Raw genomic sequence first — 26,706 nt, forward strand, 5'->3', positions numbered from 1 at the left:
GCCTTTCTCTCCTATAGAGAAAGATACTGGAAACGGTTGTTTAATATGTTCCGAGCAGATTGCTTACTGCTGACTGATAGTTTGCCAGTTTGCTGGTCTTATGAATGGTCTTTCTCGCTTTGCGGTCTCCGTCCGGCAATAGGTACTCCCAGAAACTTTTCATTTTCATTAATAGCTGTGCCTCACCGCCTTGCAGTAGCTCTTGATAGGCGTTGAAGACCTCGGTGTGTAGTTGTCCCACTTTTTTCGCCATTTCATCGGAAGAAATCGGGGTTCCTTGCTTGTATTCCAGCGCCAGGGCAGGATTGGCGAGTAGCCCGCGGCCGATGACGATACCTGCCAATCGGGGGAACCGTGTGGTGATAGAACGGATATCATTCGCGGTATGCAGGTCTCCGTTGTAGAACAGAGGGTGGGTGCACTCTTTGTAGAAAGCTTCAAATCCCTCCAGGTCTACCTCTCCTTTGTATTGCTGCTTGCCCAGACGCGGGTGCAGGATGATGTGTGCGAGGGGGAGTTCGTTGAACAGCGGTAGCAGGGCAAGACACTCCTCTGCCTGCTCCCAGCCCAGACGCAGCTTCACGGAGAAACGGATGTCGGGATGTCGGTCGATGGCTTCGGAGAGCAGCGCCTTCACTTCTTCGGGATAGGGCAGCATGCCGCAGCCATTGTGGCGCCGGGCCAGCATCGGAAAAGGACAACCCAGATTGATGTCCGCTTCCTGGTATCCTTTTTCGATGAAAAGGGACATTATGTGCTCCAGCTTGTCCGCATCCGGAGCAATGAGCTGGGGGATGAGGTGCAGGTCCGGGTTGTTGTCCGGCTCAATGTCACGGGCATCTTTCCGCCGGATTTCTCCGTGCTCCATGCGTACGAAAGGAGAGTAATAGGTCTCTATGCCGCCGAATATGCGTGCATGCGCCCGCCGGTAGACGGCATCGGTGTAGCCTTGCAGCGGGGCGAAGTGGATGGGTAATATGTTCTCGTTCATGGCTGCAAAGATACACATTTTTACTTCCGATCTTTGATGGGAATCACCATATTCCAAGAACGGGATGCATTTTCGAATCCTCCGGGCCCGTCCATCGTGGCAAAGAAGATGTAGGCAGGCTTTCCGTCCTCGAAGAGGATGAAGGGGCGTTCCAGTTGTCCTTGCTTCTCCACGCTGCCGTCTTCCCACTCCACAGTGAGCGAGTAGGCTTTCGGGTCTTTGTCCACCGTCCATTGGATGCCGTCTTTGGAATGTGCCATGACGCCTCCGCCCCGTTCGCCAGTAAACTTGGCTACATGGTCTTTGAAGATGGCATGATAACCGTTTGCATCTTTCCAGAGGAAAGGGTCTTCCGCTTCGCCCTGACCGTCTACTTCAAAGATGGGACAGTCATTGTTCAGCACTCGATAAGGGCCTTCTATGGTAGGAGCATAAGCCATTCCGAGGCTCATGGCCGAGTGCAGGTAACCGTTCGTGTAATGTCGCCCCTTGAATATCATCATCACCGAACCGTCTTCTTGAATGATAGGCGAGGGATTTGAGGTCAGAAAACTGTAGAAAGTATTGGGCTTGGTCTTCAAGATGGGCTCGTCCAAGCGTTTCCACGGACCGTAGGGCGAGTCGGCAACGGCCAGTCCCACGCGTTTGTTGGCGCGGGCAACGGTACACCAGGGGCTTTTCAGGGTGAGTTGTTCGTAAGTAGGGTCGGCAAAGGGGTGGGTGGAACCCATATAGATAAGGTAGTATTTCCCGTTCTGCCTCAAAATGCGTGGATTGTGTGTGGAGCGTCCGTCCCAGTATTGCGCACCACGGGCAGGGAGGGCCACTTCGCTGAACCGATAAGGTCCCTGCGGTATCTCGGATACGGCATGTACAATCTCCGAGGCTACCATCCATCCCGGATGGAACGGCAAGCTTTTGGGAAAGCGGGAAACGAACATATGGTACTTGCCGTCATCTCCTTTCACTACCGAACTTCCCCAGGCCCAATAGCCTTCGCACTCGAAAGCTGGTGTACGTGGAGCTTTGTCCAAGTGATGAAACAGTGGGTTTTCCGACTTCTGTTTCAGTTCTACCAGATTGTCCAGCTTCTGGGCAGAAGACGTTATAGCTATGAAAGCGGCAAAGAGAAAAAGCAGATGATGTCTTTTCATGGGGAGTGTTGTTAATAAGGTTATTATGATGAAACAAAGATAGCCAATCTTTTTATGCCTGTTGCCGCACTCAGCCAGTTCCGTACGAAAACTGCATCTGTTTTGTATGATTGCCGTCATTTCTTCCCTCTGCCTTTCATTATATTTGCTGAAAATATAATCGGACATTATACAATAACCAATACGATTCTAATATGCAGAGAAACCTTATTCTGACCATTCTCGGCCTTTGCTTGGCCGCAACCGCTTTTCCGCAGGAGAAGGAAACGCAGTTTGCTTTCAATAATTATCACCGTTACTACAACGAAGCCCGGCAGCGGGGGGATGCAGAGAAGGAGAAGTCCATCAAGGCTTTCCGCGCTTCCTTTGCGCAGCATCCTTACCGTTATCATTCCCTGGACACCCGGTTGAGTGCGCAGGAGTGTCTGGCACAACTCACTGCCGACGGTATCTTTTCTGGTTTAAGGGAGCAGGAAGAGCAATTCCGCAAAGAGAATGCCTTTCAGAAGCCTTACTCCAACCCGCAGGCCGAAATAGGCTTGTTCGTGGCGGATGCCTTCAACCGTATCTGGAAAGTAGCGGATGCCTATTGTAAAGGTGAACTGACAGAAGAGCAGGCCTTGTCCGGTAAAGTGCTGAAGGCAATCTTGCATTACGGCGGTATCGAGGCAGGACGCCCCAATGACGGTCCCCGTTTCCATGCATCTTGCTTTGCCATACCTACGGCAGCGGTCAATACTTATTTCTGCTATCTGAAACAGATGGACGATGCTGAAGGTGGGAAAGGCGGCACATTGCTGCAAGAGGCGTGCGATATGTTGAAAACCATTGCCTTACAAGCTTGGACCCAACCTCTCCGCCACGACGAAACCGATGAGAATGTAGTTTCCATTTCCCGTTTCCGCAACCATGTGTGGTGGGTGGGCGGCAATGCATTGGCCTATCGTTCCCTATTGCCCGTGGCCGCCATGTACCGTTCCATTCCTATGATAGACTTGCTGGCGGAAGTTTGCCAGCGCGGTATCAGTATGACCTCCCAAACTACGTATTCCGATGCTTTCTGGACTGAGGGATTCACTGCCGACGGGGCAGGTTGGGGACATGGAAAGCAATGCCTGATTTGGGGCTATCCCATTGACGGGACTTCCAATGCACTTAAAATGCTGAATATGCTGAAAGGCTCTCCCTGGGCCAAGAATCTGGGCCGGGATAATGTGCAGGCACTTCTTAATTTCCTGCGTGGTGGTGCCTGGTATTATTATAAGGGATATCGCCTTCCTTGCCTGGACCGTGGCTCGTATGTATATAATCCCACAGAGCTTTCCATCCCTTATGCCGGAATGCTGGATAACCTTATCGGCAACTGGATGGACTCTTTCACCCCCGAAGAGCAGCGGGAACTGTTGCAATTGCAGCAAGAGGTGAAGAAGAATCGCATCACGATGGAGACGTATGCTCCGGGCGTCTATTCCGGTACCCGTTGGTTCTTCAACAACGACGACTTGATAAAGAAGACTCCCGACTATCATATCACGATTAATATGGCCTCTGTCCGCTGTGACGGACTGGAGAGTGCAGCCAGCTTTGCTGATGCCTACAATTTCTATCCGACGGATGGAATGACGTTGTTCCAGCGCAGCGGCGATGAGTATTTCCGGATTATGGGCGGTTGGGATGTCACCGCTTCCCCAGGTGTGACTGCACGCGAAGGCATGGACAAACTGGTTCCCGTAGAGAATTGGCGTGGTTATTGCAGCAGGAGTAATTTTGCTGCCGGTGCTACGGATGGCGGGAGTAATGCCGTTGCAGGATATATCTTCGAAAAGATGAACGCTTCTGCGAAAGAGGGTGTGAACGACAAGGGGAACAGTGAGGGTTTGAACGAGGTTCTTTATGGCTTCAAGGCATATAAGTCTTATTTCATTCTGGGAGATTACATGGTAGCTTTGGGTGCGGGCGTAACCAATAAGCGTCTTGAACTGGATGGGGAGATTCGCACCACTATCGACCAGACGGCTTGGACGGATGAAGTTTTCTCGATGAAAAGGGAAAAAATGGAGCTTGTCGCTTCCGGCACTCACTCGCTTTTGTCGGCAGATGGTACTCCCCTCTGGCTGGTGCAGAAAGGTAAGTTTGCCTATCGGATACTTCCTGAGTATACCCGTGAAGCATTTGTTACTTGCGAGACTCGTCCCACAGATTGGGTGAAGCGGAACAAGGTGAATGAAAAGAAACAAGGCTTGCCCTCAGAAGTCAGAATCCTCCGTCTGTGGGCAAATCATGGACAGCGTCCGGTTGATGATACCTATGGCTATGTGGTTTATGCAGGCCGGCAGATACCATCGGATGAACTGCCGTTCCGGGTATTGCAGAACGATACCCTGGTGCAGGCGGTCTGCTCTATGGATGGAAAGGTGGTGGAAGCTGTCTTGTATCCCGGCAATAAAGGTTTGCAGGCAGAAGGTTTGTCTCTTTCCGCTTCTGCCCCATGTGCGGTGCTGATAAGGGAAGAAGCAGGGGAGATTGTGGTTTCTGTCACCGATGCTTGCATGAATGCGGCTCTGAAAGGGATTCGGATTGTTCTCAATGGAAGGGAAATCAAAGTACCTATGCCGCAGGGGATGCTTTGTGGAAAACCGGCGGTAATACGTGTGGATAGAATGACAAATCAATGATATAGATTATGAAAAAGATTCTTTTATTAATTATTTTCTGGGCTTGCATCGGTGTACTGCAAGCACAAGAACACTTTTCTGCTGCCAGTTTTTATCCGGTGCCCAATTCCGGCCGCGAGGTATTGGACTTTAATCCCGGATGGCGTTTTCATCGGGGGGATATTCCTTTAAAAGCTGATCCTTTGCAACTGGATGACAGCAAGTGGGAGCTGGTAAACCTACCGCATACCGTACAGCTGGTTCCTTCCGAGGCGAGCGGTTCTCGCAATTATCAGGGGCCGGCCTGGTATTCCAAGCGTTTCACTGTCGATACTCGGTATCAAGGTAAGCGGTTGTCCCTCTATTTTGAGGCGGTTATGGGTAAAAGCAGCTTTTATATCAATGGTTACAAGGTAAAGGAGCACTTCGGTGGTTTTCTCCCGGTGAGTATAGATTTGACTGCTGTTGGTGTGCGTCCAGGTGATGAGGTAACCGTTGCCGTATGTGCTGATAACAGTGATGACCCTTCTTTCCCGCCGGGGCGCAAACAGTATACGATGGATTTTTGTGTATTTGGTGGCATCTACCGTGATTGTTATCTTATCTGTACCGGTGACGTGCATGTAAGCGATGCCAATGAGGCTGGCCAGGTGGCTGGGGGAGGCGTGTTTGTCAGCTATGAGGATGTGTCGGACCAAAAGGCTCGGGTGAATGTCAAGACTCATATCGTCAATGATAGAGAGAGTGGTTGCCGGGTGGTAGTGGAGTCAACCCTGCTGGATGCTGTTGGCAAGCAGGTGGCCAGTACAAGGAAAAGTCTCAGCTTGTCTGCCGGAAGTGATGGACACGTCATGCAGCAGCTCACTGTCAGAAATCCGTCTTTGTGGCATCCCGATACTCCGAATCTGTATCGGCTCCGCACCTCTGTCTATCTTAACGGCAAGCTGTGCGACGCTGTTGTTTCCCGTATCGGTATCCGAAGCATTGAGTTTCGCGGTGCCGACGGTCTCTATATCAACGGTAAGCCGTTCGGAGACAAGCTGATGGGGGTAAACCGCCATCAGGACTATGCTTATATCGGGAATGCCGTACCCAACAACCTGCATTGGCTGGACGTGAAGAAAATGCGTGATGCTGGTTTCCGGATTATACGCTCGGCACACTATCCCCAAGACCCTGCATTTATGGATGCCTGCGATGAACTGGGTATGTTCATTATTGTAGCCACTCCCGGCTGGCAGTACTGGAATCCGGAACCGGTGTTTGAAGAACGTATCCTTTCCGACATCCGTAATATGGTCCGTCGAGACCGTAATCATCCGTCTGTCCTTCTGTGGGAACCGGTACTTAATGAGACGGCTTTTCCGGAGTCTTTTGCACAGAATGCCTATCGGGCTACTCATGAAGAGTATCCGGCTCCGGGTTGCTATGCTGCCATTGATGACAAGAGCAAAGGAGCAATGGGATATGATGTAGTTTATACAGCCCCCAAGAACGAGGCGTTTTACCGGAATGCAGGCAAATCCTGCTTTACCCGGGAGTATGGTGACTGTGTGGATGACTGGAATTCCCACAATTCTTACAGCCGTGTGGCACGTGAATGGGGTGAAGAGCCACAGATTCGCCAGGCCCAGCACTATGCCCGCAAGGATTATGGCGGCTCTCTTACGGTTGATCAGTTCTACAAATCTCCTCGGGGGCATATAGGAGGTGCCTTGTGGCATTCGTTTGACCACCAGCGTGGTTATCATCCTGACCCTTTCTGGGGAGGACTGATGGATATGTTCCGTCAGCCAAAGTATTCCTATTACATGATGATGAGCCAGCGTGATCCGCACCTGCACTTGGAGCAGGCTGATAGTGGGCCGATGGTGTATATAGCTAATGCCATGACTCCTTTTTCCCCCGAGGATATAGTGGTTTATACCAACTGTGATAGTGTACGTGTCATTGTGAACGAAAAAGACACCCTTGTGCAAGTGCCGTTGCTGGAGGAGAAGGGGATTCGTCATCCTCCCGTTGTTTTTAAGGGTGCTTATAGCTTTGTGGATGTCCGGGCACTTCATCGGGCCGGGAAACCGGAACAATGTAGTATTGTGGCTGAGGGATTCCTGGATGGCAAGATTGTTGCTAGGACCAAGAATATGCCTTCCAAACGTAATGAACAGCTTGTACTGACTGTTGATTCTGGACTGCCCCTGCGTGCCAATGGTTCGGATATGGTCACGGTGATTGCTTCCATTACCGATAAGGATGGCTATGTAAAGCGCCTTTCTCAAGAAACCGTTATTTTTGAGGTGGAAGGAGAAGGAGAGTTGGTCGGTGGAAGAGAGGTAGAAGCCAATCCCCGTGTCAGTCGTTGGGGGACTGCACCTGCACTGATCCGTACAACAACGAAAGCAGGTACTATCAAAATAAAAGCACGTCTTTTGCATCCAGGTATACAGTTCCATCCCCAGGCAGTGATTGAAATAGCTACTTTGCCTGCGGAACGTGTAGCCTTGTATAGAGAGCTTCCGGTTCCGCAAAAGACGGAAATCTTTGGAAAAACTGAAGTCGGAGAGATTGACTTCAATGAAATAGAGCGCCTTGCCAGGGAAGAGCAGGAACGTATCAATGAAATGAAGCAGGTGGAACAGCAGCAACGCCACTTTGAAAGTACGGAAAAGAAATAGCATTTACTGGTATTTTTGTTTCTACACAAAAAAATAAAAACATCTGTCACGCTATCACGCAAAGGAGTATATATGTGATTATAAATTTATTAGGGTGTGATAGGTGTTTTTTCATACCTATCTATCACGCTCTAATGAGAGTATTGGAAATAGAGTGATATCGTTGTTTTATCTATTAGGGATAGTCTTATATTGTTAGTTTTCAGCATGAAGCTTTTAGTTTCCAGCTGGATGTCTTTTCCCTGATTTAGTTGGATGTTGTTTGGGTAGTATTACATTGTATTGATAAATAAAAGGGAGGAACCTCACGGCCCCTCCCTTTCGTACATATCAAATTGATTAAGGTCTATTTGATTTCTTGATAAATAAGGTTAGAAGTTTTGTGTTATTACGTTTTTATCAGTATTAGTAGCCTGCATTATTAGTCCACTGTGTCAGACGGATTTGCTGATAAGGTATGGGGAAGTAATAATGGTTGTTGCTTTGGAAAAGCGAACCATTCCAAGTCTCGGCTCTAACTTCACTTACCTTTTCCAGACGAACAAGTTCGAACCAACGTTTCATTTCTGCAAAGAATTCCCAACCGCGTTCGTTGAATACAGCTGTTGTGAAAGCTGTAGGATCAGTAGTTGTGGTCAGCTGGTCTTGTGCATAACCGGCACGTTTCTGTACTTTCTGAATGGCATCCAAAGCTTGTGCGTTTACACTGTTTGTGGCACGGGTGGAAGCTTCTGCGTACATCAGCAGGACATCGGCGTAACGGTAGATACAAGTGATACCATTAGCTTGGGCACTCTTACCGGGTGCGCCGTTGTCATAGTCATAATACTTGGAAATGGCGGGAAGCTTATCGGCACTTTCTTTATAAGTGACATGACCGTTTTTAGTTTCCCATTCTGTCATATAATTCCACTCTTTACGTGCATCATCCGGATAATTTAGAAAGAAGCTTTCGTTTGCATAGTAGTCAGACCAACCGGCATTGGGGGCAAAATCGCTGGGGTAGTAAGACTTTCCATAGTTACTTGCCGTCTTCATCTTCGCATTATGGTGGATGGCAAACATTACTTCATTGGGTTGTGCTTTATTGGCTTCTTTCCACAATTCTGCATATTCTTCGGTCAGGTACAAACCAGAGTTGTCTATGATGTCTTTAGCTGCAGCCGCTGCCAGTGAGTAATACTCTTGTCCTCTTTTCAAAGGCCAACCGGCCATTGTCATGTAAGCGTCTGCCAGACAAGCTTCGGCTGCCCATTTGGAAGGAGTAGAGCTGAAGCCGCTGCGACTTTTTGCCGGTAATATTTCTACTGCTTTTTTCAAGCTAGGAATAATCGCTTGATCATAGATTTCTGCAACAGCAGTTCTCGGCATGTACGTTGAAGCGTCTGTTTCTGCTAGAATTAGGGGTACATCACCATACATGCGTACCAAATAAAAATAAGAAAGTCCACGGAGGAAGTAAGCTTCTCCTAATACTTCTTCAAACTTCTTGGCTTGGTCTGCATTTTCCGGTAATACCGTCTTATTAATAAGTGTATTGGAGTGGTTGATAACGGCAAAAAATAGTGACCAAGTAGTATCGAAATCTGCAGTGTTGGCTGTGATATTGGGAGATAGTCTATAGTAATTGGCCAATTCATTATTTGCTTTTGCCGCACGATAAGTAATATCATCTGCACATACATTTATGCGTTGTAAACGGCAGTTAAAACCATAGTTCCCATTCCATAAATCGTTATAAAGTCCTGTTGCAGCTTGTTGAAGACCTGTTAGGTCCATGCTGGCAATGTAATCTTCATCAGTAATGAAAGACTGTGGCTCTTGGGTCAGGTCTACACAAGAAGTTGTCAGGAACATACTGCAGGCTATTGTTGCTATATATGCTAATTTTTTCATATTATTCTTGTTTAAAAGGTAAATCATTAGAATGCAAAATTTAAACCAATCAGATAATTACGGCTGTTAGGATATGAGCCCCAATCAACACCTTGTATCAGTGGGCTTCCCATTGTTGCTTCAGGATCCAGACCGGAATAGTTGGTGATATGGAACGGATTCTGGATGGAAACATAAAGTCGGAGATTGCTGATACCAAGTGATTTGCAGGCTAATTCGGGCAAAGTGTAACCCAAGGTGATACTTTTCATCTTGATAAAGCTTCCATTTTCTACAAAACGACTGCTGAATACTTTGTTTTCTGTGCCTCCTTGTACGAAACCCGGTACATCTGTATTTGTATTGGTTGGCGTCCAACGGTTCAAGAAGTCACGCATTGGAGTTACTGCAGCCATGTTCTGACCGGAAACTGTATTGAATCCCATTTGATGAGTTGCATTGTATATATCAAAGCCATGGAAACCTACCATAAAGAATGAGAAATCAAAATTCTTGTAATTGAAGCTATTGTTCCAACCCCAGTTAAATGTCGGTTGACCACAGCCGATGATACCTTGGTCTGCATCATTCAGTACTCCGTCTTTATTGGTATCTACATATTTAGAGTTACCAGCTACGACTTTATAGACTTCACCGTTTGTTTTGCCATTTGTTTGACCGTTGGCGTCTACGAATGGAGCGTTCACTTCATCTTCCTGCCAGATACCTCCGAAAGTATATCCCCAGAATGTACCTAATTTTTCACCTTCAATCATCTGGAATAATTGATTTTGGAAACTTCCGGCTTGCTGTTGGCGATGGTTAGCTGTAGGTATGCTGTTGAAAGTTCCTTTATTATGCGATAAAGTAACGTCGGTATGCCAGCTGAAGCCTTTACCGGTAAATGGGTCTGCACTGATTGTGAACTCTATACCAGTATTCTTGATTTCGCCAGAGTTCATCAACAATGAGGGAAATCCCATGTGTGTTGGTTGTGCCAGATCCAACAAAATATCTTTGGATAATTTGCTATACCAATCGGCAGTCAAGCGTATGCGACCGTTGAGTATACCAAAATCAACACCTGCATTGAACTGGTCGTTACGTTCCCATTTTAGGTAAGGAGCAGCAGGGCGGTCTACTTTATAAGAGGTGGAGCCATCACTATTTCTTATTGGAGTACGTTTGGAATAGGGGCGGTAAGCTTCTACAGCTTGGTTACCTACAGAACCATAACCGAGGCGAAGTTTCAATTGGTCGATAAAGCTGTTGTCTTTCAAAAAACTTTCTTGTTTCAAGTCCCAAGCCAAAGCTGCAGATGGGAAATAGCTCCATTTATCAACAAGACGTGAAGAACCATCTGCGCGAATAGATGCAGTAACCATGTAACGGTTCATAAATACGTAGTTTACACGTAACATACCTGACATTAATGTATTGATAACACGGTCGGAGCTATTGGTAGCAAGCTCTGCATTTGACCATGCCAAGTTGTTTATACCGATCCTATCAATATAATCCAAACCATAAGCAGTACCGGTATGATTGAAATTATTATCATAAGACTGTTCGAAAACAGCAGTTGCGTTGACACGATGATTAGCATTAAATTCTTTTACATAACTTAATGTGTTGGTGTTTAACCAGGAAGTGTTCCAGTAACTACGTGCTTGACCTTGCGATAAATTGCTATTCTTGAAAGCATAGTAACTTTTGTCATTTTGTACGGAAGTGTTTAGTCTATTGTCAAGCAGAACTCCCAGTTGTGAGCGGAAGCTCAAACCGTCCATGATGTCAAACTGGACATAACCTTGTATACGATTATTTATTGTCTTGTTGGCATTGTCTGCTTCCCAAATATGCCCCATTGGATTGTAAGTTGAACTACCCTCAAAAAATGAATTATTGTAGTTTCCATCTTCATCTTGCGGTTCAATAGTACTGGGAAAGTACATTGCTTGTTGGATTAAACCATCATATTCATTGACACGTGGAGTACTTGTTTCTCTGTAGTGACCATAGATGTTCATACCAGCTTTCAGCCACTTCTTGATTTTGGTATCTACTTTCAAACGCCAGCTGTAGATTTGGCTACTTGACTCCTTGATGATACCTTCATCGTTTTGATAGCGGAGAGATGCCAGGAAAGTAGTCTTTTCGCCACCACCTGCAATAGACATTTCATAGTTCTGTGTAACGGCAGGGCTGCGGAAGATTTCTCTTGAGTAATCATAACCTGCTTTGCCAGACTTGAAGGCTGCTAATTGCTCTGCACTATAATAGTGATTGTCGCCGTATCCAAAATATTCCTTACCATAGTCATTAACCAGGTTGGCATATTCATAGGTAGAAAGATTATCAGCATACTTGGCTACAGTCTTGATGTTGGCAAATGCATTAAAAGATACGGTCAATTTGTCTTGGGATGGGTTTTTGGTAGTAACCAAGATTACACCGTTTGCACCGCGAGAACCGTAAACAGCTGTTGCAGATGCGTCTTTCAATACTTCGATAGATTGAATATCGGAAGGATTCAACGACTGAAGGGAACCACCGATGAAACCGTCGATAACAACCAAAGGACCGGTTTCTGCTGTGATAGAGTTGATACCACGTACACGGATGGTATTGTCTTCAGTAGGATTACCGGAACCAGAGAGAACTGATACACCGGCCATACGTCCCTGCAATGCATCGGATACATTACCGGTCGGGGTATTCTTCAATGCATCTGCTGCTTTTACAGAAGCAACTGCACCGGTCAGGTCACTCTTACGTTGAACGCCGTAACCCACTACGACAACTTCCTGCAGCAATTGGCTGTCTTCTGCCAGTTTTACGTCGATTTTGGTCTTTCCGCCTACGGCAATCTTTTGTGTCTGATATCCGATATAGGAGAATACGAGAGTTGCGTTTGCCGGAACATTGGGAAGGGTGTAGTTTCCGTCAATGTCTGTGATACATCCGTTACTTGTTCCTTCCACCTGGATAGAAGCACCAATCACCGGACCTAAGTTGTCAGTCACTGTACCTGTTACTGTGAGATTCTGTGCATTGGCCTGCGTGGCAAATAGGACAGAAAGCAACATAATACCTAATGCTTTAAAGAAGCTGGATTTCTGTTTCATAAATATTAATTTAATTAGTTATTAATAAAGGTTGTTTCTTTGTTTTGTACTCACTTCAGAGTTGAATCACATCGCAAATGTAGGGGATGGAATATACAAATGCATTAGTTAATAGTTCGCAAAAAGTACGAATTCGTACAAAACTTGCGAACTATACCACTCTTGTACTTTTATTCCCTTTCACTTTGGTTCTTTGCTTCCTTCACCTCTTCCAGTAGGGCAGAGAGCGTTTTTACCTTGTCCGGATGGGCTTCTGCCACATTGTCTTTTTCGGACGGATCAATGGAAAGATTGTACAGTTGGGGCTGCGGGGCGTTGCCCATTTCTATTTTTGTCCAATACTCCAGTGCCGGCTTGTCGCTGGGCTCTATGTATTTCCAGTCTCCTTGGATAATGGAGAGTGTATTGTCCAGATTCTGTTGTACAATATAGTCACATCCGGCAGTATCGGTTCCCAGGAAGTTGTTGAGCTGGTCGCGGCTGTCGGGAGCGATGCCTGCTTCCAGCGGATGGTTCAGCAGGGCGGCGAATGAAGCGTATACATCAATCATGGAGAAGGGGGCTTGTTGTTTGCCGGGTTTGATGCCATTGGGCCAGCGTACAATGAAGGGAATGCGGGTACCGGCATCGAAAGCGCTGTACTTCCCACCGCGGTAGTGCTTCATGGGAGTATGGCCGTTCAGCAGTTCGCGTGCCTGGTCCTGATAGCCGTCGTCTATGACGGGACCGTTGTCACTGCAGAATACAAAAATGGTGTTGTCGGCAATGCCGAGGCTGTCCAAAGTGTGCATGATTTCACCCACGGTCCAGTCCAGCTGGAGGATGACGTCGCCACGTACGCCCAAACCACTCTTGCCGGCGAAACGCGGATGTGGCACGCGGGGAACATGTACATCTTGCGTACCCATATAAAGGAAGAAAGGTTCGTCTTTATGGGCTGTGATGAAGTTCTTAGCTTTGTCTGTAATCACGTCGGCAATGTCTTCGTCTGTCCAAAGGGCGGATTTGCCGCCGGTCATCCAGCCGATGCGGGGGATGCCGTTGATGATGGTGTTATTGTGCCCCTGGCTGGGTTTCATCTTGACGAGTTCGGGGTTTTCGAGACCGGTGGGCCAGTCACCGACCTTGTGGTCGTAGCTCACAGTGATAGGGTCGTTGGGGTCGAGACCCACTACATGTCCGTTCTCTACAAAGACGCAGGGAACGCGGTCGACGGTAGCGGGGATGATGTATTCATAGTCAAAGCCGATGTCTTGGGTGTTCGGTTTGATGGAGTGGTTGAAGTCTGTACCGCCTTTAGGGCCCAGGCCGAGGTGCCACTTGCCCACTGCTGCAGTGGCGTAGCCTTCTTCCTTGAACATATCGGCCATAGTGACGCAGGCGGTATCGATGATGAGTTCGGAATTGCCCGGAGCAATGCCGGTATTCTTCTGTCGCCAGGGATACATGCCTGTCAGCAGGCCGAAGCGGGAAGGGGTGCTGGTGGAAGAAGTGGCATAAGCGTTGGTAAACTGCATGCCTTGTCCGGCAAGGCGGTCGATGTTGGGAGTGCTTACTTTGGTGGCACCGTAACAACTCAGGTCGCCGATGCCCAGGTCATCAGCAATCAGATATACTACATTGGGCTTCTGCGGAGAGTGCTCCGAAGTCTTGTCTTTAGATTGGCTTCCGCATCCCGCTATCAGGGCTGCACCGGGAAGCAGAGACCACAAGGGGGAAAAATGCTTCATAGTTCTTTGACTTTAGATTGTAATTCTGAGGTCAAAGGTAAGAGGTTTTATGGAATCGGGTGTATAAGGAAGTACAAGGGAAGGGAGAAAAAGTACAAACCGTATCATGCGATGGCTTGATGTACTATATTAAGATGTCTCTTCACTGTCTTCCGTACTTTCCTCTCCTCCATTCTCTCCTTTGCGGTAGGCCAGCGGGCTGACGTGGTAAATGTCCTTGAAGCATTTGGAGAAATAGCGTGAAGAACTGAAACCTATCCGGTCCGAAATTTCGGTGATATTCAGTTCCGGATTGTTGCGCAGCATCAGGGCACCCTTCTTCAGGCGGATAGTCAGGATAAAGTCGTTCGGAGTTTGCCCGGTGATAGCCTTCAGCTTGGTGAACAGATTGGTGCGTGCCATTGCCATTTCACGTGCAAAGACGTTGACGTTGAATTCCGTATCGTCCAGATGTTTCTCAATGACTGTCATGGCGCGGTCCAGAATCTCCTTGTCTATGGGATTGGTGGCAAGCATCTGTGCGAAAGCCTGTGGTTGCTTGCTGAACTTCTCCTGCAGAAGAATACGCGAGTTTACCAGATTGTTGCAGCGCGAAATCAGCAGATTGGTGTTGAACGGTTTGGTGATGTAATCGTCCGCACCGATGCGCAGTCCCTCGATGTTCTGTTCGATGGCAGTCCGTGCAGTGAGCAGCACCACGGGGATATGGCAGGTGTTGAAGTCACTTTTTATCTGTTTGCACAGTTCCGTTCCCGACATGTTGGGCATTACTACATCGCTGACTACGATATTGGGCATTTCGCTGCGCACCAGTGCGAGTCCTTCCGCTCCGTCGGCCGCAGTCAGCACTTCGTAGAAGGGCTTGAAGATACCTGCCAGCATGTCGCGGATGGAGTCGTTGTCTTCCACTATCAGGATTTTTGCATCCGGGAGTCGTTTGATGGGAGCACTCTCTTCCAGCTCCGCCTTGAGCAGGGCATCGTTTTCCGGTTTGGGAATTTCTATTTGTTGCACACTGTCTGCATTCTTGTTTATTTGCTCTTCGTCAAACTGTGCGTTCCCCAATTGCAGGTTTACGATGAAGCTGCTACCTTTGCCCAGTTCGCTTTCCACACGGATGGTGCCGTGATGGAGCTCCACGATACCCTTCGTCAATGCCAGGCCGATACCCGTACCCGTCTTGCTTGCATCTGTAGAGTCCATTTGGTCTATCTGGTAGAAGCGGTCGAATATCTTGTCCACTTCCCGGGCATCTATGCCGCTGCCGGTATCGGTCACGCGGATGACGGCATTGCTGCCTTCGGTCTTGATGCTGAGGGTGATGCTGTCTTCCGCCTTGGTATGCTTGACGGCGTTGGACAGCAGGTTGTTTATCACTTTCTGAATCTGTTTTTGGTCATACCATACTTCGAGGCTGTCTGTTTCCTTCTCGAAGTAGAGGCTGATTTGTTTGGCGCTGGCATATTCCAGGAAAAGCAGATAGTTTTCGTATAGGAAGTTCACGATGTTGTGCGGACTTACCTTTATCTTCATGTGCCCTTGTTCCTGCTTGCGGAAGTCGAGCAGCTCGGTGATGAGTTCCCGTAGCTGTATGCTGTTCTTGTAGATGCCCAGTACCTTGTTATATATGGCAGGCGTGAAGTTCTGGAGTTGCATCAGCGTTTCCACTTGGGCCACGATGAGTGTCAGCGGGGTGCGGAATTCATGGGAAATGTTGGTGAAGAAACGTAGCTTTGACTGGTTCAGGGCCTCTACGTCACGGATGTGCTTCTGTTCGTACTTCAGTGATTCACGCAACTTGATTCTGGACTTGTAGGTACGCACCAGATACCAGAGCAGGATTCCCGTCACTATCAGGTAGATAAGATAGGCAAGGGGAGTCTTGTAGTAGGGAGGCAACACGTGTATGGTCAGGTGGACTTGCGGACAAAGGCTCTCGTCTTTTCCGTTGGGCTTTATAATCAAGTTATAGGTTCCGGCGTTTAGGTTGGTATAGGTGATGTTGTGCAGTCCACGGGCACTGTTCCAGTCGTTGGAGAAGCCTTCCAGCTTATAGATGATGTCGTCTTTGTTGGCGGCTACATAGTTTGAAGTGGCGAACTCTATGCTGAACATGGACTGGTCAGCGTTGAGCGTAATCTCGGGGGTGCAGTACAAGGCTTGCTGCAGGATACCGGTCTCATCTCCCACTTGTATTTCCGTTCCGTTCACAATGAGGCGGGAGAGGATGATTTTGTAGGGTTTCGGCGTGAAGTTCAACTCCATTTCATGGAAAGAAATCATTCCCTGCGTGCCTCCCAGGAATATCTCTCCGTCACGGGTCACGCAAAGGGCATTCTCGTTGACGGCAGTCATTGGGAAACCGTTTTCGGCACTGTAGTTCAGGAATGCCTTTTGCCGGTAGTCGAAGATGGAGAAGCCCTCGTTGGTGATGAGCAGCAGTTTGCCGCTGGTGGGGGATTCCTCCGTCTCGTAGATGCAGTCGCTGGAAAGGCCGTTCTTCGCTTGGTCAAAGTTCTCGAAGTCGTTGCTGGCAGGGCGGTATAAGTCCAGTCCGCTGCCCGAAGTGGCGAACCACAGATTGCCTTTGCTGTCTTGGGTAATGTTGTTTACATTGTTGTTGCTGATGCTGTGTGGGTCGGCAGTATCATGGCGGTAGTTGGTCAGTTTGCCGGTATCGAAACGGTAGCTGAACACACCTTCGCCCGTGGCTGCAATCCAGAGCGTACCGTTGCTGTCGAAAGTGACATCTGCCACCATCTTGATTTTTTTGCCTTCTTTGCTGTCCTGGAACAGTTGTTGGCATTTCCCGTTGGCAGGGTCGAAGAGGCAGATTCCGTTTTGGGTGGCTATCACCAGGTGGTCTTGGTAAGGCGCGATATCGCGGATGATGTCGGAAGGCAAGGTCTCCGGATTACCTGCTTCCATGCGGTAGTGTGTGAATCGCCCCGAGCGTATGTCCAGTCTGTTCAGTCCGCCCAGATGGGTTCCTATCCAGATGATGTCTTTGGAGGCATCATAATAGAGAGCCTTGATGTTGTTATGGGAAATACTGTTGGGACCGATTTCCGGGCGGAACCATTTGAACTCACGGGTACGGCGGTTGTAATAGTTCAGTCCGCCCCCTTCGGTGCCAATCCACAGATTGCCGTCCTTGTCTTCGATGGTGCGGCCTACAACCGGATTGCTCAGCCCCTTCTTTTCGATGGGCGAATACATATAGCGGCTGTATATCTCGTACTCGGGGTTGAAGTAGTTGACGCCGCCAAAGTAGGTCCCCAGCCACAGCGTTCCTTGGTTGTCCTTTACGATGCACCAGATGGAAGAGTGTGTCAGTCCGTCGCTCTGGGCATCACTGGCAGTGTGGTTCTGGAAGAGTCCCGTACTTTTGTCATACCGGTTCAATCCGTTGAATGTCCCAATCCAGATGTTTCCCAGATTGTCTTCACAGCAGGCTCGCACGAAGTTGGAAGAGATGCTGTAAGGGTTCTTTGCGTCGTATTCAAAGATTTCGATGGTTCCGTCGGTCTTTACATGGTGCAGCCCTTCTTCCCAGCTGCCAATCCATAACTCGCCTTCGCTGTCTTGGTATATGCTGGTGATGTTGCCTTTCAGGATGGGGTGGGTCAGCTCGTTCTTGTCCAGTTGCAGGCGGTATGCTCCGTCGGTGGTCGTTCCAATCCACATTTGTCCTTTGTCCAGATGCATACAGCAGATTTCCAGACTTTTTCCGGGAAGCTGGTAATAGAGGTCAAAGTTCCCGGTCTGCTCGTTATAGCGGTAGATTTCATTCTGTTTTCCGATGAAAAGGGCCTCTTTGTAATATATGCTGTGTACATTTCCTTGCAGCAGGGTGGTGAATCTTTGGGTGGCAAGATTGAACTCGGCTACTCCTTCCGTACAGAGCAGGTAGATTTTTCCGTTACGGTTGCCGGCCATGCGCAGCACGGTGTTGCAGAAAAGGCTGTAAGGGTCGTTCTTCTGCAGCTTGTAAGTTTGTATGTCTTCTCCGTCATAACGGTTCAAGCCTTCTCGGGTTCCAATCCATAAGACACCGTTTTCATCGATGTAAAGGCTGTTCACGGAGAATTGTGACAGACCGTCGTCGGTTGTCAGATGGTTGAAGGTGATGTTCTGCGCCTGCAGGGTTGCAGCAATCATGCTTACTGAAACAAGAAGCAGCCGGATGATAAACGTTCGCACTTTTCGGGTAGTTTTTAAGGTTTCAGTTACAAATATAGGTATATTTTGTACAAGACTTCTTATTTATTAGGCAGTTTTTGCGGCTATGTTTGGATAAATGTATAATTTTGGAAGCGCGCCGAACGATACTTGTCTTTTGATAGATGGCAATCGGCGTATCTTTGTAAACAAATTAATTCATTTATTATCATGAAAGACCTTTTATCTATTGTATCTCATTTTCAAATGCAGGGTACGGTTCGTGAAATCAAGCCTTTAGGCTCAGGCCTGATTAACGATACGTACAAAGTGACCACCGCTGAGGCCGATGCGCCGGACTATGTTCTGCAACGTATCAATCATGCCATTTTCCAGAATGTAGAGATGTTACAGTCCAATATCGAGGCTGTGACCGGGCATATCCGTAAGAAGCTGGAAGAGAAAGGAGAGGCCGATGTCGAGCGTAAAGTGCTTCATTTCATCCCCACGGCCGAAGGGAAAACCTATTGGTATGACGGTGAGAACTACTGGCGTATCATGACTTTTATTCCCCGTGCCAAGACTTACGAGACGGTGAACCCCGAATATTCCTATTATGCGGGAACTGCCTTCGGTAATTTCCAGGCTATGCTTGCCGACATTCCAGATACATTGGGCGAGACAATTCCCGATTTCCACAACATGGAGTTCCGCCTGAAGCAACTCCGTGACGCTGTGGCTGCCGATGCTGCGGGACGTGTGCAGGAGGTGCGGTATTTTCTGGATGAGATAGAAAAACGCGCTGATGAAATGTGTAAGGCAGAACGTCTGTACCGTGAAGGCAAACTGCCCAAACGGGTATGCCACTGTGATACGAAAGTAAACAACATGATGTTCGACGAAGACGGTACGGTGCTTTGTGTCATTGACCTGGATACGGTGATGCCCAGCTTCATCTTCTCCGATTATGGCGATTTCCTTCGCTCAGGTGCCAACACGGGGTTGGAAGACGACAAGAATCTGGATAATGTGAACTTCAATATGGAAATATTCCAGGCATTTACCAAGGGTTATCTGGAATCGGGCAAATCCTTCTTGTTGCCGATAGAGATTGAGAATCTGCCTTATGCGGCTGCCTTGTTCCCATACATGCAGTGCGTACGCTTCCTGGCAGATTATATCAACGGTGATACTTATTATAAAATCCTGTATCCGGAGCACAATCTTGTGCGTACCAAGGCTCAGTTCAAACTGTTGCAGAGCGTGGAGGAGCATACACCGGAGATGAAAAAATTCATTGACTCATGTATCTGAAAAAGTTTTTAATGACGATAGCGGCAGCTCTTTGCATGTTGCCGCTATCTGCAATTAATCCCCAAAATAGTAAAATGAAAGAATTGAATGTAAAGAAAGTAAGTGCGGCCAATATACCGGTAGAGTCGGTTCCGGCTCTTCTGGATGAAGAGAAGGTGGCGTTTCAGCCCGTAAACACAGTGAATTGGGCTGCTTTTCCTTATACTCCCGATGTGGAATTCCGCATAGCGCATACGGAAGATGCCATTCTGCTGCATTTCAAGGTAAGGGAAGCGAGTGTACGCGCAGTTGCAGGCCACGATAACGGTCCGGTTTGGGAAGATGCGTGTGTAGAGTTCTTCTCTGTGCCTGCCGATGACGGAGTGTACTACAATATGGAGTGTAATTGTGCCGGGACTCTGCTTATTGGGGCAGGTGCCGGACGTGGAAACCGCCAGCATGCCCCGCAAGAGGTGCTCGATAAAGTACAGCGTTGGGCTTCTTTGGGACGTGAGGCTTTCGACGAAAGAGTAGGTGAGTGTGCCTGGGAAGTGGCCCTGGTCATCCCTTATTCCGCTTTCTTCCTGCATGACATCACTTCGTTGGATGGAAAGACGCTCCGTGCCAATTTTTACAAATGCGGTGACAAGCTCCAGACTCCCCATTTCCTTTCCTGGAATCCGATAGGTCTGGAGAAGCCGAACTTCCATTGCCCGGAGTTCTTCGGTACCCTGCATTTCGAGTAGTAGTAGAACAAAAAATTACTCAACCTGCCCTCACCACTATCACCGCTTTTCTGAAACTCCCTATTCATCGCCCTTTCAAGGGTGAGTGAGAGCAAATAAAAAGGGTGAGGGCAAATTTTACCCTCACCCTTCCGAGCGTACCCGGTTGCTTCCTGCTTCTTTCCCCGTCTTTTATAGGACAAGACAGACCATTGTCTACAGAAACAGTATAATAAATACCCTTTATATACTTAATCCGTTAGTTCACAACACTGAACAGTTTGTTCCAGCATTAGAGAACACTTTGTTTCAGTATAGAAAAACACTTTGTTTTCATATAATGGAACGAACTGTTTTGTTAAGGGAAACAAAGTGTTCTCTATAAGGAAACAAAATGTTTAGTTAAAGGAAACAGTTTGTTTTACTTAGCATACTGCCTGGAATGAATGTGCATCAAAAAATAGTAAAAGATAATGCAGGAACTATTGTAGAGGAATATAGAAAAGGGCACGAACTACGCAGACTTACAGAAAAGAATTTATTCATCCGTATTGTCTGCGTGATTCGTGCCCGAAGAAGGGTGTTTACTTCACGATTCCTTTGGAATTCTTGATGAAGTTGATGATATTGTGTATCTCGTCACTCATCGGTACTTGGTCTTCAATCTTCTGCAAGGCATCCTGCACGCTGAAGTTTCCCTGGTATACCAGACGGTAGGCATTTACGATATGGCGCAATACACGTTCGGTCACCTGGTGTTTGTGTTGAAGCACAGCAGCGTTGATACCGTGGTATTCTGCCGGATTACCGTTCATGATGATATAGGGCGGCACATCCTTTGATATGCGGCAGCCTGCCTGAATCAGTACCCAACTTCCAATGTGGCAGTATTGGTGCAGAATGACGTTGCTGCTCAGAATGGTGCAGTCGTCTATCTGACATTCTCCGGCTACGGTAGTCTTGATACCCAGTACACAATGGTTGCCTATCTGCACGTCGTGGCAGAGGTGTACACCATCCATCAGGTAGTTTTCATTGCCGATGCGGGTGGCGCTTCCTGCATGGGTAGCACGGCTGACAACCACGTTCTCGCGGATGTCGTTATTATCACCGATAATCAGCATGCTGTTCTCTCCCGTATAATGGAAGTCTTGCGGTTCGGCACCCAGAACGGCATTGTGATGCACCTTGTTCCCTTTTCCCATGCGGGTACCGTGCAGAATTTTTGCCCCCGACATAATAATACAGTCATCACCGATTTCCACGTTCCCTTCGATAAATGCAAAGGGCTGGATGGTTACATTCTTGCCGATTTTTGCGGCAGAATCTACATAAGCTAACGGACTTATCATAGTAATTAGCGATTAATGATTAATGATTAGTGATAAATGGTTAGTGATTAGGATTTACTATTTCATTAATCGCTAATCACTAATCACTTATCGCTCATTTTATTCTCTTCCTCCTCCAAGCGCTTGATACAGACTGATGACTGCCTGCATGCTGCTGAAGGTGTCGGATACTTCTGCAAGCTGTGCGCTGAGGTAAGACTGCTCGGCAGACAAGACTTCCAGATAGGTCGACGTGCCTAAGTTAAACAATTCTTTTGTATCTGAGGCAGCTTGGCGGGCAGAATTTACTTGAATAGTGCGTGAAACGGCTTTGTCCTTCTCCATTTGATACAGGTGCAGGGCGTTGCTCACTTCATTTCCGGCATTCAGCAGGGCGGTTTGGAACTGAATCTTAGCCTGCTCCTCTTGTGCCTTGGCTTGTTTCAGACGGGCAATGTTGGCACCGCGATAGAACAAGGGTTGCGTCAGCGAACCGATGGCGGAAGCCAGCAGTTTACCCGGGTTGACGATACCTGCACCGGAGTTATTGGTCCAGCCTCCCGAACCGCTCAATGTAATCTGCGGGTAGAAAGCGGCACGGGCGCTGTTGGTATTATAGTAGCTGGCAGCCAGTGACATCTCGGCAGCTTTCACGTCCGGACGGTTGGATAGCAACTGCAAGGGGATACCTACTGAAAATTCCGTAGGCAGCTGTTGCTCTTCCAGCACACCGCGTGCGATGCTCTGTGCCGGTTGGTGCAACATCAGGCAGAGGGCGTTTTCGGTTTCGCGTATGCTCTGGCGTATGTCGGGCAGTGATGCCATGACTTGAGCGTAGGCAGTGCGGCTCTGCTCTACGGCAGCAGAAGTGGTTCCGTAGATGCCTGCATCTTTCATGGCTTGCACGGTCTCCAGGTTCTTTTTCAGAATCTCGACGGTGCCTTCGGTGATTTGCAGTTGGCGGTCCAGCATCAGCAGGGTGTAGTACATGTTGGCTACGCCGGCGATGACTTGCGTCTGAACGGCTTGTTCGTAGAATTGCGTCTGCTTCAAGCTAACCTTTGCTTGTCGCTTCGGGTTCAGCAGTTGACCGAAGAGGTCGACTTGCCAGCTTGCGGTGACGGGCAGGGAGTAGATTTGTGTAGCCTTTCCCTTGTCCCAGCTGCTGACGGTTCCTTGCGGAGACAAGGCAAGCATCGGAGCATAGGCAAGACGGGCAGACATCAGTGCGGCTTGTGCTTGTTTCACGTTCAAGGCGGCACTGCGCAGGTCACCGTTGTTGGTGAGTGCTTGCTCGATAAGTGTCTGCAGCTGCGGGTCTGTGAACACTTCTCTCCAAGGCAGATTACCGAAGTTGGCCGTATCTGCGGCTAATGTATCGTTCACGGACGCCGTGTCGCGATACAGTCCGGCAGTTGTTATGTCTTCGGGTCTGTCGTATGATTTGTAGATGTGGCAACTGCTCAATAAAGCAGTTGCGCACATCAGGCATATTATTTTCTTCATAATCGCTAATCGTTAATCACTATTTTGTATATTGTTCAATCTCCGGTTCTGCATCCGAGTTGTCCACATCTTCCCATTCCATCGGCTTGAATTTCTCCTGCAAGTACTGGAATGCCACGAACAGTGCGGGCACTATGAAGATTTGCAGAATCATACCGATTAACATACCGCCGATGGCAGACGTACCCAGCGTACGGTTACCGTTGGCACCCGCACCGGAAGCAAACATCAGCGGGAGCAGACCGACAATCATTGCCAACGACGTCATCAAGATAGGACGCAGACGGGCTGCGGCACCCAATACGGCTGCCCAGGTGATACTCATACCCATTCTGCGGCGTTCGAGGGCAAACTCTACAATCAAGATGGCATTCTTGGCCAACAGACCCATCAACATGATGAGGGCAATCTGCATATAGATGTCATTGGACATCGTACCCAGAATCATTTTCAGTGCCGGGATGCTGCCCAATGCGCCTATACCGCCTACAAAGAGGAAGCTACCCAGCAGACCGAACGGCACGGACAGCAATACGGATAAAGGCAGGATGTAGCTTTCGTACTGGGCACTCAGCAACAGATAAACGAATACGAAGCACAATATGAAGATGAGTCCCGTAGTGCTGCCACTCGTTTCGGCCTCTTCACGCGCCATACCTCCCAACTCATAACCGAAACCGGCAGGCAGGTTTTCCTGCGCCACTTCGGCAATGGCTTGCAGAGCCTGACCGGAAGTGTAGCCTGATGCGGGAGCCACCATCACCTTCATGGAGGTGTAGAGGTTGAAACGGCTGATGACGTCAGGACCATATACTTTCTTGATGGAGATGAACTGCGTGATAGGTGCCATCTCGTTGCCGTTGCGCACCTTGATGCTTTGCAGTGTTTCCATATTCTTGGTAGCATCAGGTTCGGCTTGTACCATTACGCGGTACATCTTACCGAAGCTGTTGAAGTTGGAAGCATACAAACCACCGTAATATCCCTGCAAGGTAGTCAAGATATCATTGGGGCTGATGCCTGCTTTCTTACAAGCGGCAGCATCAATGTCCAGCTGGTATTGCGGGAAGTGGGGGTTGAAGGAGGTCTTGGCGGAGTTGATTTCCGGACGCGCTTCCAGGGCAGCAGTATAGTTGTTCACCACGTCGAAGAAGTGGTCCAAATCACCACCCGTCTTGTCCTGCATGTTCAACTCGATGTCGCTTGAAGCCGAGTAACCCGGAATCATAGGCGGCGCGAAGAACAATACCTGCGCTTCCTTGATAATCTTTTGGGCGCGCATGTACAAAGTGGCGTACACAATCGTGGAGTTCTGCATCGTGGAACGTTCTTCCCAGTTCTTCAGCTTGATGATGAGTGAACCGTAGGAGGGGCCTTGACCGCCCAAGAAGCTATAACCTGAGATAACGGTACGTGACTGTACGGCAGGGTCTGCAGCAACCAAGCTGTCCACACGGTTCAAAATCTCTTGTGCGCGTTCTTGTGAAGTGCCCGGAGGCAGTGTCACAGCGCCCATGATGGTACCGGTGTCTTCGTTGGGCACCATACCGGTCGGGGTTATCTGCATGAATACGCCCAACAGTACAATAGAGCCGATAACCAGTCCTGCCGATATCCAGCGTTTCTGGATGAAGAACAGCACTTGTTTCTTATACTTGCCCAGGATACCGTTGTATGAGTCATTGAAGGATTGTTTGAACTTGTCGGTAGTCATACCTGCCAACGCCAGCACACTGATGATAATCATCAAGCTACACAGAATGGGGTGTTCGCTGAAGCTGAACAGACCGAAAATCATGCCCAGGATAGCTACCGTCACGAAGAGCAGTGTAATGCCGGGACGCATCAACCGGCCTATAGAGTCGGCATAACGTGCAATCATAATTTTGCGCGCTTCCTTGGCGGCAACGCCTACACGCTCTTTCAGACTTTCGTGTCCTCCATTATGAGGTTTCAAGAAGATGGCACACAGCGCAGGACTCAAGGTCAGGGCGTTCAGAGCCGAGAAACCGATGGCAATCGCCATGGTCAAACCGAACTGACGGTAGAAAGTACCTGCCGTACCTCCCATGAAGCTCACGGGAACGAATACGGACATCATCACCAACGTAATGGAGACGATGGCACCACCCAGTTCACTCATGGCGTCGATGGAAGCTGTACGGGCCGATTTGTAGCCCTGGTCCAGCTTGGCATGGACGCCCTCGACGACGACGATGGCATCATCGACCACAATCGCAATGGCAAGCACCATGGCCGAAAGGGTCAGCAAGTTGATACTGAAGCCAATCAGTTTCAATACAAAGAAGGTGGCAATCAACGCCACGGGAATGGCGATGGCGGGAATCAACGTGGAGCGCATATCCTGCAGGAAGATATACACTACGATGAACACCAGGATAAAGGCCTCGATCAATGTCTTGATTACCTCATGTATGGAAGCGAAGAGGAAGTCGTTGGCACTCTGTGCAATGTTTATCTTCAAGCCGGCGGGCAGTTTGCTGGAATAGTCGTCCAGTAGGGCCTCGATATCCGAGATGGTCTGCGTGGCATTACTGCCTGCCATCTGGAAAATGATACAACTCACGGCTTTATGTCCGTTTACCATATTGTTGAATCCGTATGACAGACGACCCAGTTCTACACTTGCTACGTCCTTCAAACGGAGTATTTCACCGTTCTCCAAAGCCTTGATGACAATGTTCTCAAACTCCGTAGTTTGTTGCAGACGTCCTTTGTAACGCAGAGTATACTGGTAGGTTTGGTTACCGCGCTCACCCAACTGGCCGGGAGCCGCTTCGATGTTCTGTTCGCTCAAGGCGGCAACCACATCGTTGGGGATAAGTTTGTATTGGGCCATTACATCAGGTTTCAGCCAGATACGCATGGAGTAGTCTTGTCCCAATACCATGGCATCGCCCACACCGTTGACACGTTTCACCTCAGGGATAAGGTTGATGTTGGCGTAGTTTTCCAGGAACTCGATGTTGTACTGGTCTTTTTCATCATAGATGGAGAATACCATCAACATGGAAGTCTGGCGCTTACGGGTGGTTACACCGATTTTGGTAACTTCGGCAGGCAGCAAGCCTTGCGCCATGGAAACGCGGTTCTGTACGTTCACCGCTGCCATATCGGGGTCGGTACCTTGCTTGAAGTAGATGGAGATGTCGCCCGAACCGCTGTTGGTGGCGCTCGAACTCATATACATCATATTTTCCACACCGTTAATCTGGTCCTCCAGCGGAGCGATAACGGAGTTAAGCACCGTTTGGGCATTGGCACCTTGGTAAGTCGCACTTACCGATACGGTGGGAGGTGCAATGTCCGGGTATTGGGTGATAGGCAAGGTAGCCAGACCAATAACTCCTAAGATTACTATCAGGATGGAAATTACCGTTGATAGTACCGGACGGTTAATAAATCTATCTAATTTCATTTCATGAACAATTAAGGAATTAAAAATTGAAGAATTTTTTTATT

Annotated in this window: 13 protein-coding genes; 4 read left to right on the forward strand and 9 right to left on the reverse strand. The window is 48.4% G+C overall.

The window, feature by feature from the left end; genetic code table 11:
* Positions 1-40: 40 nt before the first annotated feature.
* Both DWX62_RS04140 and DWX62_RS04145 read right to left on the reverse strand, forming a co-directional pair.
* Positions 41-1,009, reverse strand: coding sequence for a tRNA-dihydrouridine synthase family protein (locus tag DWX62_RS04140; RefSeq protein WP_005826046.1), 969 nt, complete (start codon positions 1,007-1,009; stop codon positions 41-43).
* Positions 1,010-1,011: 2 nt separating this feature from the next.
* Entirely contained in the window at positions 1,012-2,145 is a 1,134-nt protein-coding gene (locus DWX62_RS04145) for a glycoside hydrolase family protein (protein ID WP_008662105.1), read from the reverse strand.
* Between the two features lie 194 nt (positions 2,146-2,339).
* Here DWX62_RS04145 and DWX62_RS04150 point away from each other — a divergent pair, with 194 nt between their 5' ends.
* A complete protein-coding gene (locus DWX62_RS04150; protein WP_120172605.1) occupies positions 2,340-4,820 on the forward strand; it encodes a polysaccharide lyase family 8 super-sandwich domain-containing protein in 2,481 nt (826 codons plus the stop codon).
* A gap of 8 nt (positions 4,821-4,828) precedes the next feature.
* Entirely contained in the window at positions 4,829-7,474 is a 2,646-nt protein-coding gene (locus DWX62_RS04155; protein WP_005826042.1) for a glycoside hydrolase family 2, read from the forward strand.
* A 405-nt stretch (positions 7,475-7,879) separates the two neighbouring features.
* Here the strand turns inward: DWX62_RS04155 and DWX62_RS04160 are convergent, their stop codons facing one another.
* The 4 genes from DWX62_RS04160 to DWX62_RS04175 all read right to left on the reverse strand — a co-directional run bounded on the left by DWX62_RS04160 (position 7,880) and on the right by DWX62_RS04175 (position 18,410).
* Positions 7,880-9,370, reverse strand: coding sequence for a RagB/SusD family nutrient uptake outer membrane protein (locus DWX62_RS04160; RefSeq protein ID WP_034522898.1), 1,491 nt, complete (start codon positions 9,368-9,370; stop codon positions 7,880-7,882).
* A gap of 26 nt (positions 9,371-9,396) precedes the next feature.
* Positions 9,397-12,477, reverse strand: a complete 3,081-nt coding sequence (locus DWX62_RS04165; RefSeq protein WP_005826038.1) for a TonB-dependent receptor — start codon at positions 12,475-12,477, stop codon at positions 9,397-9,399.
* A gap of 170 nt (positions 12,478-12,647) precedes the next feature.
* Complete coding sequence (locus DWX62_RS04170) at positions 12,648-14,207, reverse strand: arylsulfatase (RefSeq protein WP_035447652.1); 1,560 nt, start codon at positions 14,205-14,207, stop codon at positions 12,648-12,650.
* 129 nt (positions 14,208-14,336) lie between these two features.
* Positions 14,337-18,410, reverse strand: coding sequence for a hybrid sensor histidine kinase/response regulator transcription factor (locus DWX62_RS04175; protein ID WP_120172606.1), 4,074 nt, complete (start codon positions 18,408-18,410; stop codon positions 14,337-14,339).
* 189 nt (positions 18,411-18,599) lie between these two features.
* Here DWX62_RS04175 and DWX62_RS04180 point away from each other — a divergent pair, with 189 nt between their 5' ends.
* Positions 18,600-19,682, forward strand: a complete 1,083-nt coding sequence (locus tag DWX62_RS04180; RefSeq protein WP_120172607.1) for an aminoglycoside phosphotransferase family protein — start codon at positions 18,600-18,602, stop codon at positions 19,680-19,682.
* On the forward strand, positions 19,673-20,407 hold the full coding sequence (locus tag DWX62_RS04185) for a carbohydrate-binding family 9-like protein (RefSeq protein WP_005826029.1): 735 nt from the start codon (positions 19,673-19,675) through the stop codon (positions 20,405-20,407). Before DWX62_RS04180 ends, DWX62_RS04185 begins: the two co-directional genes overlap by 10 nt.
* Before the next feature lie 563 nt (positions 20,408-20,970).
* Here DWX62_RS04185 and lpxA read toward each other — a convergent pair.
* The 3 genes from lpxA to DWX62_RS04210 all read right to left on the reverse strand — a co-directional run bounded on the left by lpxA (position 20,971) and on the right by DWX62_RS04210 (position 26,662).
* On the reverse strand, positions 20,971-21,738 hold the full coding sequence (gene lpxA / locus DWX62_RS04200) for an acyl-ACP--UDP-N-acetylglucosamine O-acyltransferase (protein WP_005833833.1): 768 nt from the start codon (positions 21,736-21,738) through the stop codon (positions 20,971-20,973).
* A gap of 99 nt (positions 21,739-21,837) precedes the next feature.
* Positions 21,838-23,223, reverse strand: a complete 1,386-nt coding sequence (locus DWX62_RS04205) for a TolC family protein (RefSeq protein ID WP_057097415.1) — start codon at positions 23,221-23,223, stop codon at positions 21,838-21,840.
* A 19-nt stretch (positions 23,224-23,242) separates the two neighbouring features.
* Positions 23,243-26,662 carry an efflux RND transporter permease subunit gene (locus DWX62_RS04210; protein ID WP_057254019.1) on the reverse strand — a complete coding sequence of 1,140 codons (3,420 nt, stop codon included), beginning with the start codon at positions 26,660-26,662 and terminating at the stop codon, positions 23,243-23,245.
* Positions 26,663-26,706: the final 44 nt, after the last annotated feature.

It is taken from the genome of Bacteroides sp. AF20-13LB, assembly GCF_003603065.1.
GTDB classification, from domain to species: domain Bacteria; phylum Bacteroidota; class Bacteroidia; order Bacteroidales; family Bacteroidaceae; genus Bacteroides; species Bacteroides uniformis.

What these genes read in the sequence shown, in the direction of transcription:
- DWX62_RS04140 (WP_005826046.1), bottom strand. Translation starts at nt 1,009, where the DNA reads ATGTGTATCTTTGCAGCCATGAACGAGAACATATTACCCATCCACTTC.
- DWX62_RS04145 (WP_008662105.1), bottom strand. Translation starts at nt 2,145, where the DNA reads ATGAAAAGACATCATCTGCTTTTTCTCTTTGCCGCTTTCATAGCTATA.
- DWX62_RS04150 (WP_120172605.1), top strand. Translation starts at nt 2,340, where the DNA reads ATGCAGAGAAACCTTATTCTGACCATTCTCGGCCTTTGCTTGGCCGCA.
- DWX62_RS04155 (WP_005826042.1), top strand. Translation starts at nt 4,829, where the DNA reads ATGAAAAAGATTCTTTTATTAATTATTTTCTGGGCTTGCATCGGTGTA.
- DWX62_RS04160 (WP_034522898.1), bottom strand. Translation starts at nt 9,370, where the DNA reads ATGAAAAAATTAGCATATATAGCAACAATAGCCTGCAGTATGTTCCTG.
- DWX62_RS04165 (WP_005826038.1), bottom strand. Translation starts at nt 12,477, where the DNA reads ATGAAACAGAAATCCAGCTTCTTTAAAGCATTAGGTATTATGTTGCTT.
- DWX62_RS04170 (WP_035447652.1), bottom strand. Translation starts at nt 14,207, where the DNA reads ATGAAGCATTTTTCCCCCTTGTGGTCTCTGCTTCCCGGTGCAGCCCTG.
- DWX62_RS04180 (WP_120172607.1), top strand. Translation starts at nt 18,600, where the DNA reads ATGAAAGACCTTTTATCTATTGTATCTCATTTTCAAATGCAGGGTACG.
- DWX62_RS04185 (WP_005826029.1), top strand. Translation starts at nt 19,673, where the DNA reads ATGTATCTGAAAAAGTTTTTAATGACGATAGCGGCAGCTCTTTGCATG.
- lpxA (WP_005833833.1), bottom strand. Translation starts at nt 21,738, where the DNA reads ATGATAAGTCCGTTAGCTTATGTAGATTCTGCCGCAAAAATCGGCAAG.
- DWX62_RS04205 (WP_057097415.1), bottom strand. Translation starts at nt 23,223, where the DNA reads ATGAAGAAAATAATATGCCTGATGTGCGCAACTGCTTTATTGAGCAGT.
- DWX62_RS04210 (WP_057254019.1), bottom strand. Translation starts at nt 26,662, where the DNA reads ATGAAATTAGATAGATTTATTAACCGTCCGGTACTATCAACGGTAATT.